The sequence below is a fragment of the Streptomyces sp. 7R007 genome, from assembly GCF_054850255.1.
In genome coordinates, this window is record NZ_JBTWMV010000044.1 from 26770 (window position 1) to 38538 (window position 11769).

The 11769-nt window shown below is 72.7% G+C and carries 13 protein-coding genes; 5 read left to right on the forward strand and 8 right to left on the reverse strand.

The features are described 5' to 3' along the window. Positions 1 to 65: 65 nt before the first annotated feature. The gene (locus tag ACYF6T_RS35600; RefSeq protein ID WP_461701753.1) at positions 66 to 1301 is read right to left on the reverse strand and encodes an exo-beta-N-acetylmuramidase NamZ family protein; all 1236 of its coding nucleotides are present in this window, start codon (positions 1299 to 1301) and stop codon (positions 66 to 68) included. 137 nt (positions 1302 to 1438) lie between these two features. Between ACYF6T_RS35600 and ACYF6T_RS35605 the strand changes: the two genes are divergently transcribed. Genes ACYF6T_RS35605 through ACYF6T_RS35615 form a run of 3 tightly spaced genes read left to right on the forward strand, consistent with a single transcriptional unit; the run spans position 1439 to position 4496 of the window. Further along, positions 1439 to 2212 (forward strand): SDR family oxidoreductase, encoded by a 774-nt coding sequence (locus ACYF6T_RS35605; protein WP_461701754.1) that lies wholly within the window; start codon positions 1439 to 1441, stop codon positions 2210 to 2212. Continuing rightward, positions 2209 to 3876 (forward strand): class I adenylate-forming enzyme family protein, encoded by a 1668-nt coding sequence (locus ACYF6T_RS35610; protein WP_461701755.1) that lies wholly within the window; start codon positions 2209 to 2211, stop codon positions 3874 to 3876. Before ACYF6T_RS35605 ends, ACYF6T_RS35610 begins: the two co-directional genes overlap by 4 nt. 26 nt (positions 3877 to 3902) lie before the next feature. Continuing rightward, positions 3903 to 4496 carry a TetR/AcrR family transcriptional regulator gene (locus ACYF6T_RS35615; RefSeq protein ID WP_461701756.1) on the forward strand — a complete coding sequence of 198 codons (594 nt, stop codon included), beginning with the start codon at positions 3903 to 3905 and terminating at the stop codon, positions 4494 to 4496. A gap of 7 nt (positions 4497 to 4503) precedes the next feature. Here the strand turns inward: ACYF6T_RS35615 and ACYF6T_RS35620 are convergent, their stop codons facing one another. The 3 genes from ACYF6T_RS35620 to ACYF6T_RS35630 form a co-directional block, all read right to left on the reverse strand. Further along, the gene (locus ACYF6T_RS35620) at positions 4504 to 5718 is read right to left on the reverse strand and encodes an acyl-CoA dehydrogenase family protein (RefSeq protein WP_461701757.1); all 1215 of its coding nucleotides are present in this window, start codon (positions 5716 to 5718) and stop codon (positions 4504 to 4506) included. Between the two features lie 6 nt (positions 5719 to 5724). Then, a complete protein-coding gene (locus tag ACYF6T_RS35625; protein WP_461701758.1) occupies positions 5725 to 6756 on the reverse strand; it encodes a phosphotransferase family protein in 1032 nt (343 codons plus the stop codon). A 160-nt stretch (positions 6757 to 6916) separates the two neighbouring features. Then, positions 6917 to 7213: a hypothetical protein gene (locus ACYF6T_RS35630; protein WP_461701759.1), complete on the reverse strand. Its 297-nt coding sequence runs from the start codon at positions 7211 to 7213 to the stop codon at positions 6917 to 6919. Positions 7214 to 7323: 110 nt separating this feature from the next. Here ACYF6T_RS35630 and ACYF6T_RS35635 point away from each other — a divergent pair, with 110 nt between their 5' ends. Next, the gene (locus ACYF6T_RS35635; RefSeq protein ID WP_461701760.1) at positions 7324 to 8277 is read left to right on the forward strand and encodes an NADP-dependent oxidoreductase; all 954 of its coding nucleotides are present in this window, start codon (positions 7324 to 7326) and stop codon (positions 8275 to 8277) included. 7 nt (positions 8278 to 8284) lie between these two features. Here ACYF6T_RS35635 and ACYF6T_RS35640 read toward each other — a convergent pair whose 3' ends face one another. The 4 genes from ACYF6T_RS35640 to ACYF6T_RS35655 are packed head-to-tail and all read right to left on the reverse strand — an operon-like array spanning position 8285 to position 10427. Next, positions 8285 to 8605 (reverse strand): DUF202 domain-containing protein, encoded by a 321-nt coding sequence (locus ACYF6T_RS35640; RefSeq protein ID WP_461701761.1) that lies wholly within the window; start codon positions 8603 to 8605, stop codon positions 8285 to 8287. Continuing rightward, positions 8602 to 8994, reverse strand: a complete 393-nt coding sequence (locus ACYF6T_RS35645; RefSeq protein ID WP_461701762.1) for a YidH family protein — start codon at positions 8992 to 8994, stop codon at positions 8602 to 8604. The genes ACYF6T_RS35640 and ACYF6T_RS35645 overlap by 4 nt, the downstream gene beginning before the upstream one ends. Then, positions 8991 to 9515 carry an NUDIX domain-containing protein gene (locus ACYF6T_RS35650; RefSeq protein WP_461701763.1) on the reverse strand — a complete coding sequence of 175 codons (525 nt, stop codon included), beginning with the start codon at positions 9513 to 9515 and terminating at the stop codon, positions 8991 to 8993. Before ACYF6T_RS35650 ends, ACYF6T_RS35645 begins: the two co-directional genes overlap by 4 nt. An 18-nt stretch (positions 9516 to 9533) precedes the next feature. Next, complete coding sequence (locus ACYF6T_RS35655; protein ID WP_461701764.1) at positions 9534 to 10427, reverse strand: DMT family transporter; 894 nt, start codon at positions 10425 to 10427, stop codon at positions 9534 to 9536. Between the two features lie 388 nt (positions 10428 to 10815). On the opposite strand from ACYF6T_RS35655, the gene ACYF6T_RS35660 reads away from it, so the two are divergent. Further along, the gene (locus ACYF6T_RS35660; protein ID WP_461701765.1) at positions 10816 to 11766 is read left to right on the forward strand and encodes a hypothetical protein; all 951 of its coding nucleotides are present in this window, start codon (positions 10816 to 10818) and stop codon (positions 11764 to 11766) included. The last annotated feature ends 3 nt before the right edge of the window (positions 11767 to 11769 follow it).

Sequence of the window (11769 nt, forward strand, 5' to 3'; positions counted from 1 at the left end):
GCGCTGTGGGCGCATCGTCCTGCTACCGGGCGGGGTTGGCCATACGCCGCGCACCCGTGCGTGACTCAGCGGTAGAGCAGGTAGTGCCGTCGCACCCGGCGGAACGCCGTCAGCTCCTCCTGCCAGGCGGCCACCACCTCGTAGGTGTCCGCCCCCGCGTCGATCATCGTGCGCACCCGGTCCGAGCCCGTCAGCTTGTCGATCCAGCCGTCGGAGCGCCAGGCGAAGCCGCTCCACACCTTCTTCGCGGTCACCAGCAGCGCGATCCCGGTACGCACCGGGTCGTACGCCTCCCGGTCGTGCACGTGGAGCTGCACGCCGCCGATCGTCCTGCCCTGGAACTTGGAGAAGGTCGGCGCGAAGTACGCCTCCCTGAAGTGCACGCCCGGCAACCCCAGTCGGCCGGCCTCGGCCGCCCACCGCCCGTCGATGCCGTCGGCGCCCAGCAGTTCGAACGGCCGGGTCGTGCCACGGCCCTCCGAGAGGTTCGTCCCCTCGAACAGGCAGGTGCCCGAGTACACCAGGGCGGTGTCCGGGGTCGGCATGTTGGGGCTCGGCGGCACCCAGGGCAGCGCGGAGGCGTCGTAGAAGTCCGTGCGCCGCCAGCCCGTCATCGGCACGGTCTCCAGCGGGACCGGCGTGCTCAGGAACTCCCCGTTGAACAGCCGGGCCAGCTCGGCGACCGTCATGCCGTGCGCCTGCGCGATCGGCTGCCGGCCGACGAAGGTCGCGAACTCCCGGTGCAGCACGGGCCCTTGGGCACTGCGCCCGGTCACCGGGTTCGGGCGGTCCAGCACGACCACGCGCTTGCCGGCCAGCTGGGCGGCCTCCATGCAGTCGTACAGCGTCCAGATGTACGTGTAGAAGCGGGCGCCGACGTCCTGGATGTCGAAGACGACGGTGTCCACGCCGGAGGCGGTGAAAACGTCGGCCAGCGGGCGGCCGCTCTTCAGATACGTGTCGTAGACGGGCAGGCCGGTGGCCGGGTCGTCGTAGCGGCCCTCGGAGCCGCCGGCCTGGGCGGTGCCGCGGAAGCCGTGCTCCGGGCCGAAGACGGCCGTCAGCCGGACGCGGGGGTCGGCGTGCATGACGTCGACGATGTGGCGGACGTCCCGGGTGACGCCGGTGGGGTTGGTGACGATGCCGACCCGCCGGCCGTCGAGGAGGCTGTAGCCGTCCTCGGCCAGGCGCTCGAAGCCGGTCCGGGTGCGGGGGCGCGGGGCGGCGGAGGCCGGGTGGGCGGCGGAGAGGGCTGTTGCTGCCGTGGTCGCTGCGAGGAGTGCTCGTCTGGATGGGCGCATGGGGGGCACGGTATTGCCCCCGCGGGCCGTGTGAAAGCCGCGGGTCGCCCCTCACCCGGCGTTCCGGCCGCCCTTCCGTTCAACATACCGACCGGTTAGTCTCGACCTTGCCTGCGAGCCGGAGTCGAAGGAGACCGATGGTGGGAGCCGTTCAGGGTGCTGGTGTGGTCGTCACGGGGGCCGGGGGTGGGATCGGGGCCGCCCTCGCACGGCGGTTCGCCGCCGAAGGGGCCCGGGTCGTCGTCAACGACCTGGACGGGGAGCGGGCCGAGGCGGTCGCCGACGAGATCGGGGGGATCGCGGTCGCCGGGGACGCCTCCGCGGTGATCGGGGAGGCGCGGGACGCGCTGGGCGGCACCGTCGACGTGTACTGCGCCAACGCCGGGGTCGGGTTCGAGGGCGGCAACGTGGACAAGCCGCTCGACGAGGCGGCCTGGGCGACCTCCTGGGACGTGAACGTCATGGCGCACGTGCGGGCGGCCCACGAACTGCTGCCCGCCTGGCTGGAGCGCGGCAGCGGGCGGTTCGTGTCGACCGTGTCGGCCGCCGGGCTGCTCACCATGATCGGCTCCGCGCCCTACAGCGTCACCAAGCACGGCGCCTACGCCTTCGCCGAGTACCTGTCGCTGACCTACCGGCACCGCGGGATCAAGGTCCACGCGATCTGCCCGCAGGGCGTGCGCACCGACATGCTCACGGCCGCCGGCAGCGCGGGCGACCTGGTGCTCAAGCCGACCGCGATCGAGCCGGAGGACGTGGCCGACGCGCTGTTCAAGGGCATCGAGGAGGACCGGTTCCTGATCCTGCCGCACCCCTTCGTGGCCGAGTACTACCAGGCCCGGGCCGCCGATCCCGACCGGTGGCTGGACGGCATGAACCGCGTCCAGCAGAAGTGGGAGCAGGTACGGTGACCGAGTCCCGATACGCGGCCAAGCCCTGGCTGGAGCTGCTCAACGACGCCCAGCGGGCCCCCGTCGAGCCGGCCGGCTCCCTCGTGCACGCCCTGCGCCGGGCCGTCGCCGAGACGCCCGAGCGGGTGTTCCTCACCTACTTCGACGGACGCCTGACCTACCGCGAGGCCGACGAGCTGAGCGACTCCGTCGCCGGGCACCTCGCGGCGCGCGGTCTGGAGCGCGGCGACCGGGTCGCGGTCCTGCTGCAGAACTCCCCGCACTTCGTGCTCGCCCTGCTGGGCGCGTGGAAGGCGGGGGCGATCGTCGTGCCCGTCAACCCCATGTACAAGTCGGGCGAGGTCGCCCACGTCCTGCGGGACGGCGAGGTGGCCGCGCTGGTCTGCTCCGACCGGGCCTGGGAGTCGTATCTGCGCGAGACGGCCGCCGGCTCGCCGGTGCGGATGGTGCTGACGGCGTGCGAGCTGGACTTCCAGACGCAGAACGACCCGCGCGTGCTCTCCTTCGAACGGCTCCCGCAGGCCCCGGACGCCGACGACCTCGTCACCGTCGCCCGGGCGGGCGGCACGGCACCCGAGGGGCGTACGCCCGGCCCCGCCGACATCGCGCTGATCAGCTACACCTCGGGCACCAGCGGCACCCCCAAGGGCGCCACCAACACGCACGGCAACATCATGTACAACGCGGAGCGGCAGCGCACGGGGCTCGCGCTGCCGGACGGGCCCGTGTACTACGCGATGGCGCCGCTGTTCCACATCACCGGGATGGTGTGCCAGCTCGGCGCGTGTCTCAACAGCGCGGGGACGCTCGTGCTGACGTACCGGTTCGAGGCGGGTGTCGTGCTCGACGCCTTCGCCGAGCACCGCCCGCACTACACCGTCGGGCCGTCGACGGCGTTCATGGCACTGGCCGCCCACCCGGACGTCACCCCGGACCACTTCTCCTCCTTCGTCAACATCTCCAGCGGCGGCGCGCCCCTGCCGCCGGCCCTGGTGGAGAAGTTCCGGGCGGGCTTCGGGCCGTACATCCGCAACGGCTACGGGCTGACCGAGTGCACGGCGCCGTGCGCGTCCGTGCCGCCCCATCTGGAGGCGCCCGTCGACCCCGTGTCCGGGACGCTGGCCGTGGGCCTGCCCGGGCCGGAGACCGTCGTGCGGATCGTCGACGACCGGGGCGAGGAGGTGCCGTTCGGGGAGCAGGGCGAGATCGTCGTCCGCGGCCCCCAGGTGGTGCCCGGTTACTGGCGGCGGCCCGACGCCACCGCCGAGACGTTCCCGGACGGCGAGCTGCGCACCGGCGACATCGGCTTCATGGACGAGCAGGGCTGGCTCTACGTCGTCGACCGCAAGAAGGACATGATCAACGCGTCCGGCTTCAAGGTCTGGCCGCGCGAGGTCGAGGACGTCCTGTACACCCATCCGGCGGTGCGCGAGGCGGCCGTCGTCGGGGTGCCCGACGGGTACCGCGGCGAGACCGTCAAGGCGTACATCAGCCTGCGTCCGGGCGCCGACACGGACCCGGATGAACTCGCGGTGTACTGCAAGGAGAGACTGGCCGCCTACAAGTACCCGCGGCAGGTGGAGATCCTGCCCGACTTGCCCAAGACGGCAAGTGGGAAGATCCTCCGTCGGGAACTGCGTTCCCGACCGCACGACAGCAAGTAGGCCAACGGAAAGGCAGGTGGCGGCAGGTGCCCAGGACTTCGGACACAGACGGCACCCCCGTCCCGCAGCGGCTGCTGGCCGCCGCCACCCGGCTCTTCGCCGAGCAGGGCTACGACCGCACCTCCGTGCAGGAGATCGTCGAGGCGGCCGGCGTCACCAAGGGGGCGCTGTACCACTACTTCGGCTCCAAGGACGACCTCCTGCACGAGGTGTACGCGCGCGTGCTGCGCGTCCAGCAGGAGCGCCTGGACGCGTTCGCCAACGCGGACGAGCCGATCGAGAAGCGCCTGAGGGGCGCGGCGGCGGACGTCGTCGTCACGACGATCGAGAACCTCGACGACGCGATGATCTTCTTCCGCTCGATGCACCACCTCAGCCCGGAGAAGAACAAGCAGGTGCGCGCCGAGCGGCGCAGGTACCACGAGCGGTTCCGCGCGCTGATCGAGGAGGGTCAGCGGGCCGGCGTCTTCTCCACGGCCACCCCGGCCGACCTGGTCGTGGACTACCACTTCGGTTCCGTCCACCACCTGTCGACCTGGTACCGCCCCGACGGGCCGATGAGCCCGCAGGAGGTCGCCGACCACCTGGCCGATCTGCTCCTGCGGGCCCTGCGCCCCTAGGCGACGCCTACAGGTACTTCTTCAACTCCCGCCGGGCCAGTGACCGCTGGTGCACCTCGTCCGGGCCGTCGGCGATCATCAGGGTGCGGGCGCCGGCGTACAGGTCGGCCAGCGGGAAGTCCTGGCTGACGCCGCCCGCGCCGTGCAGCTGGATCGCGCGGTCGATGATGTCCACCACCGCGCGCGGGGTGGCGATCTTGATGGCCTGGATCTCGGTGTGGGCACCCCGGTTGCCGACGGTGTCCATCAGCCAGGCCGTCTTCAGCACCAGCAGGCGCAGCTGCTCGACCGTCACGCGCGCGTCGGCGATCCAGTTGTGCACCACGCCCTGCTGTGCCAGCGCCTTGCCGAAGGCGGTGCGGGAGACGGCCCGCCGGCACATCAGCTCGATGGCCCGCTCGGCCATGCCGATCAGCCGCATGCAGTGGTGGATGCGGCCGGGGCCGAGGCGGGCCTGCGCGATGGCGAAGCCGCCGCCCTCCTCGCCGATCAGGTTCGACACCGGCACGCGCGCGTGGTCGAAGACCACCTCGGCGTGGCCGCCGTGGTAGTGGTCCTCGTAGCCGAACACCTTCATCGCGCGGCTGACGGTGACGCCCGGGGTGTCGCGCGGGACCAGGACCATGGACTGCTGGCGGCGGATGTCCGCGCCGTCGGGGTCGGTCTTGCCCATCACGATGAAGATCTTGCAGTCCGGGTTCATCGCTCCGGAGATGTACCACTTGCGGCCGGTGATGACGTACTCGTCGCCGTCGCGCTCGATGCGCGTGGTGATGTTCGTGGCGTCGGAGGAGGCGACCTCCGGTTCGGTCATCGCGAACGCCGAGCGGATCTCGCCCGCCAGCAGCGGCTCGAGCCACTGCTTCTTCTGCCGCTCGTCGGCGAACTGCGCGAGCACCTCCATGTTGCCGGTGTCGGGCGCCGCGCAGTTCAGCGCGGTCGGCGCCAGGTGCGGGGAGCGGCCGGTGATCTCGGCGAGCGGGGCGTACTGGAGGTTGGTGAGACCGGCGCCGTACTCGGCGTCCGGCAGGAAGAGGTTCCACAGGCCCTGCCGGCGCGCCTCGGCCTTCAGCTCCTCGACCACGGCCGGGGTCTCCCAGGGGGAGGGGAGCGCGGCGCGCTGCTCCTCGGCCACCGCCTCCGCGGGATGGACGTACTCGTCCATGAAGGCGAGCAGCTTGGCGCGCAGGTCCTCGGTGCGCGCGTCGAACGCGAAGTCCATGACCGGTCAGCCTTCCTGAAGCGTCGTGAGACCGTGCTGGATGAAGACCGGCACCAGGTCGCCGATGCGGTCGAAACCGCGGCCGACGGTCTGGCCCAGCGTGTAGCGGTAGTGGATGCCCTCCAGGATCACGGCGAGCTTGAACCAGGCGAACGCCGTGTACCAGGACACGGCCGAGACGTCCCGCCCCGAGCGGGCCGCGTAGCGCTCGACCAGCTCGGCGGGGGAGGGGTGCCCGGGGGCCTCGGCGGTGGTGGAGACGGGCGAGTCGGGCATCCCGAGCGGCATGCTGTACATCACCAGCAGCCCGAGGTCGGTGAGCGGATCGCCGAGCGTGGACATCTCCCAGTCCAGGATCGCCCGGATCGCGTCGTCGTCACCGATCAGGACGTTGTCGAGGCGGTAGTCGCCGTGGATCACCGTCGGCGCGGGGGAGGCGGGCAACTGGCGGCCGAGCGCCGCGTGCAGTTCGTCGATGCCGGCCAGGTCGCGGTTGCGGGAGGCGTCCAACTGCTTGCCCCACCGGCGCAGTTGGCGGTCCAGGAAGCCCTCGGGGCGGCCGAAGTCGGCGAGCCCTGCCTCGGCCGGGTCCACCGCGTGCAGCTCGACCAGCGTGTCCACCAGGGACAGCACCGCCTGGCGGGTGCGCTCCGGGCCGAGCGGGGCGAGCTGGTCGGCGGTGCGGTACGGGGTGCCCTCGACGAACTCCATGACGTAGAACGGCGCCCCGGGCGCCGCCTCGTTCCCGGGGTCCTCGCACAGCAGCACCGGGCGCGGCACCGGCACGCTCGTCGGGTGCAGCGCGCTGATCACCCGGTGCTCGCGCTTCATGTCGTGCGCGGTGGCCAGGACATGGCCGAGCGGGGGACGGCGTACGACCCACCTGGCGGTGCCGTCGGAGACCGCGTACGTCAGGTTCGAGCGTCCGCCCTCGATCAGCCGGCCGGTCAGGGGGCCCCGCACCAGACCGGGCCGCTCGCGGTCGAGCAGGTCGCGCAGCCGGTCGAGATCGAGACCTGGCGGGTGATCGGGGGTCATCGGTGCTCCTTAGCGGACGCGTTCACGGGACGCGACCCATCATGCCGACTGGTCGGTATGTCGTCCAGTGGCCGGGGCCGACGTGATCGGAGCCACGATAGGCCGACGGCTCCCCGGGCAGAACCGCGGGGAGCCGTCGGCGTGCGATCCCGGCCAGGTGTCAGTGGTCGTCCCAGTGGCCCTCGTGCGCGGCGTGCCGGTGGCCGTCGTGCAGGTAGTCCACGTGGTCGCCGTGCAGCACGCTCTCGTGGCCGCAGCCGTCACCGTGCCGGTGGTCGTGCCCCTCGTGCGCCAGGTGGCCGTCCGGCTCGCACTCGTCCCAGTGCCCGCCGTGCTCGCGGTGCAGGTGCCCGCCGTGCGCGTAGTCGACGTGGTCGCCGTGCGGTACCGGGGTGTGGCCGCAGTCCGGGCCGTGGGCGTGCGGGTGCGCGGTGTGTTCCTGGTGCGGGGTGCTCATGGCGCTCGCCTTCGGGGTGGGGGGATGACGCCGCACAGGCTGCCACGCGATCGGTACAAATGCCCTCATTCGGCTTGCGTGGCGTGCGGCCACCCCTGAGGGTCGACCTCATGAAGGCCATCAGCTACCGCCGGTACGGCGGCGTGGACGTGCTGGAGTACGGCGAGGTGCGCGACCCCAAGGTCGGCCCCGACGCGGTCCTGGTCGAGGTGCGCGCAGCCGCCGTCAACCCGGTCGACTGGAAGTGCCGCGAGGGCTACCTCGACGGCATGCTCGACGCCGTCTTCCCGGTGGTCCCCGGCTGGGACGTCTCCGGGGTGGTGGTGCGGCCGGGCGTCTCCGTCACCGAGTTCGCGGCCGGTGACGAGGTCGTCGGCTATGTGCGCGAGGACTTCCTCTCCCGCGGCACCTTCGCCGAGTACGTGGCCGCCCCCGTGCGCACCCTCGCCCGCAAGCCGCGCAACCTCTCCTTCGCGCAGGCGGCCGGGCTGCCGCTGACCGGACTGACCGCCTACCAGGTGCTGTACAAGGCGCTGGAGGTCCGGCGGGGCGAGACGGTCCTGGTGCACGCGGCGGCGGGCGGCGTCGGCTCGATCGCCGTCCAGCTGGCCCGGCATCTGGGTGCCCGGGTGATCGGCACGGCGAGCGAGGGCAACCACGACTACCTGCGGGGCCTCGGCTGTGAGCCGGTGACGTACGGCGAGGGACTGGCCGAGCGGGTGCGGGGGCTCGCGCCCGAGGGTGTGGACGCGGTGTTCGACGCCGTCGGCGGCGAGGCGCTGGCGGTCTCGGCCAACCTGCTGGCCCCGGAGGGACGTCTCGCCTCGATCGCCGACGGCGATGTCGTCGGCTACGGCGGCCGCTACTGCTGGGTGCGCCCGGACGCACAGGACCTGCTGCGGCTGACCGAGCTGGTGGAGCAGGGCGTGGTCTCGGTGCACGTGTCGGAGACGTATCCGCTGGAACACGCGGCGGAGGCGTACCGGCGCAACCAGGAGGGCCGCACCCGCGGCAAGATCGTGGTGACCGTCGGCTCCGTCGGCTCGGAGAGCGAGGACGGCTAGGGAGGCCCTAGAGGACCAGCAGGGTGCCGCAGGCCGCCAGGGCCGCTGTGCACAGGACCGCCGCCGTCGCCTGGCGCGGAGTGAGCCGGGGCGGGGCCGGCGCGGTGGCCAGGGCGTGGATGCGGTGGTGGGCGAGGTACAGGAAGGCCAGCCACAGGACGCAGCACAGGACGCCAACGACCAGCGCGCCCGCCGTGGGCTCCCCGTGCAGCGCGGCCTTCACCGCGAGCACCGCGACGACCAGGCTGGACAGGGTCGTCCGCCGCCAGGCGAGGCGGGTGCGTTCGGGCTGGAGTCCCGGGTCCCGGTCGGCCTGGGCGGTGCTCACCCCGCCCACCCGGCCAGCACCACCACGACCATCGCCACCGCGACGAACGCGACGACCAGGCTCAGCACCGCCGGAAAGCGCGACACCGGCAGATCCTCGCCCCGCCGCATCGCCCGCTCGCACCGCACCCAGTGGTTGACCGCCCGCAGCGCGCACAGCACGCCCGCGCCGAGCAGCGCGAGCGCCAGCCCCACCCGCCAGGCCCAGCGCAGGTCCGGCAGGAACTGGTCCACCGCGAAACCGCCGCCGATCAGCGCCAGCGCGGTGCGCAGCCAGGCGAGGAAGGTGCGCTCGTTCGCCAGCGAGAAGCGGTAGTCGGGTGTCTCGCCCTCCTCCCGGATGTCCTCCGGAGCGAACCAGAGCCGGGCGTTCCGTGCGAAGTCGATCACGCCGAGGACTCTAGCCGGTGGGCCCTGAGCCGTTCGTACGCCGCCAGCCCGTCCGGCACCCACTCCCACTCGGCCAGCCGCCGTTCCACCTCCGCCTCGGGCAGGAAGGCGTGCCAGGCCACCTCCTCGGCCTGCGGGCTGACCGGCAGGTCGCAGCGGACCTCGTACACCGCCGACCACCAGGTCTGTCCGGCGCCGTTGTCGTAGAGGAACTTGAAGAGGAACTCCGGGGCCGGCAGCCCGCTGACGCCGAGCTCCTCCTCCGCCTCGCGCAGCGCCGCCGCGTCGTAGGACTCGCCCGCGCCGACCACCCCGCCGACGAACATGTCGTACAGGGACGGGAAGACCAGCTTGGTGGGGGTGCGGCGGTGGACGAAGAGGCGGCCCTCGGCGTCGCGGGCCTGGATGAAGACGCAGCGGTGGCGCAGGCCCTTGGCGTACGCCTCACCGCGCGGGGACCGGGCGATGACCTGGTCGTTCTCGTCGACGATGTCGAGGATCTCGTCAGCTGGGCTCGTCATGGCCCCATCCAAGCAGGCTCAGTTCGGCTGCAGGTCGCGCACCCGCTCCGGCTTGCCCGCGCCGGTCGGCATGCACGGGTGCAAGCCGAGCAGCACGATGCCGCCGACGATCGCGGCGAGGCCGACCGCCTCCCAGGCCAGGGCGCCGGTGTCGGTGCGCAGCCGGTCGCCGAGGAAGCCCACCCCGCACAGGATGCCGGCCAGCGGCTGGGCGGCGGTGAGGGCCGGCAGGGACATGCGCAGCGGCGCCGTCTCGAAGGCGCTCTGGACCAGGACCAGGCCGGTGACGCCGAGCGCGAGCACGCCGTACGGCTCCCAGCCGGTGACCAGCTCGGTGAGGCCGCCCTCGGAGAAGCGCTGGCCGCTGACCCGGGTGAGGGCGTCCTGGAGGCCGTAGAGGACACCGGCGGCCAGGGAGAGCAGGACCGGGCCGGAGCTCAGACGGGAGCGCTTGGCGTACGTCGTCAGCACGAGGGCGAGGCCGAGCATGGCGCCGATGATCAGCCAGTGCCGGAACGGGTCGGTGACCGCGGTGCCGCCGCGCGGCTCGCCCGCCACGATGAACGCCGTCACCCCGCCGGCCAGCAGCGCCAGTCCCGTCCAGCCCTGGCGGCCCAGCGGCTGCCGGGTCTGCCGGCGGGAGAGGGCGAGGGCGAACAGGAGGTTGGTGGCCAGGAGCGGTTCGACGAGGGAGACCTCGCCCTCGCTCAGGGCCACGGCGCCCAGGACCATGCCGGCCACCATCAGGCCGATCCCGCCCAGCCAGCGCGGCACCCGCATCAGGTCCAGGAGCAGTCTGGGGGAGAGGAAGTCGTTCAGGGGTGCCCGCTGGGCCGCGTTCTGCTGGAGCACGAAACCGAAGCCCAGACAGCAGGCCGCGCTCACGGCGAGAATCAGAACCAGAACCGACACGCTGCGTACCTCGATCAACTCGGCCGGGCCACGGGGTGCGTAGTGGCCGACTGTAGCGTCCCCGGCCCGGCGGTGCTCCTGAGAGCCCCGGAAACCGGCATTCGAACCCGGCCACAGTGCGGTGCCCGGCCCCGGGAGGGCGGCGTGACCGTTCCGCCATGGTCCGCCGCCGGAAACCCGCGCGCCATGGCGTACGCCACACCGGTGCGCCGTCAAGGACCGATCGAGTCACAAGTACCCCTCGTATCACGGCAGTTGACGCGTGTAACAAGCCTGCGGGCCTTGACGTGAGCGTTGCGTGAAGGTTTGCTGTGCGTGATCAGTCGACGGCAGTCCGATACCCGACCGATACCTGACGACGCCTTGCGTCGCGTGAGGAAGTCCCTCGGTGTCCCCACCTCCGCCACCACTCGGCCGTGGCCGCAAGCGGGCGGCCCAGGCCCTCGACGCGGCCCTCGACGACGCCGAACTCGCCGCCGCCCGGGCCGCGTTGGCACAGGGGCGATGGCAGATGGCGCGTTCCCTGCTGGTGCACACGGGGGACGACTGGGACCGCCGCGGTCACCGCGTCACCGTCCTCGCCCTGGAGCCCTACAGCGCCGCCTGGGCCCGGGACTGGATGCTCGCCGAGCCCGACTCCGGCGACGCCGCCGTCCTGCTCGCCCTCTCCCTGGTGCAGCGCGCCCTGCGCGGCAAGGAGAAGCCGGACCGGGCCCGCGCGGCCTGTGCCGAGGCCGCCGCGCTGCTGCCCGCCGATCCCACCCCCTGGCTCGGCCTGCTGATGCTGGAGCGCGCGCTGGGCGCCGAGGAGGACGTCCTGCGCCTCTTCGACGAGGTGCGCCGCCGCCACCGCGACCACCACCACGCCCACCACCTGATGGTCGCCCGCCTCGCCGAACGCCAGGCCGGCGCCGGCCCGGACCCGCTGCACGAGGTGTACGACTTCGCCAACTGGGCCGCCGAGCAGGCCCCCGCCGACTCCCCGCTCGCCATCCTGCCGGTGATCGCCCACGCCGAGCGCTACCGCGCGCTCGCCGTCGCCGGGCACGAACCGGCCGACCCCGCCGCCTCGCGGCACTGGACCGGACGCCGGGCCCGGCAGGTGATGAAGGCGGCCTTCGACTGGTGGCTGGAATGGGAGCACGAGGGCCACCCGCGCCGCCTGGTCGACCTCAACTTCCTCGCCCACGCCAAGGTCTGCGAGGGCCGCGGCGCCGAGGCCGCCGCCCTCTTCCACCGCATCGGCGAGCACGCCACCCCCGCCCCCTGGGCCTACCCCGACCGCGATCCGTACCCCGCCTTCCGCGCCGCGCGCGCCGCCGCGCTCGGCGCGGTGTAACGC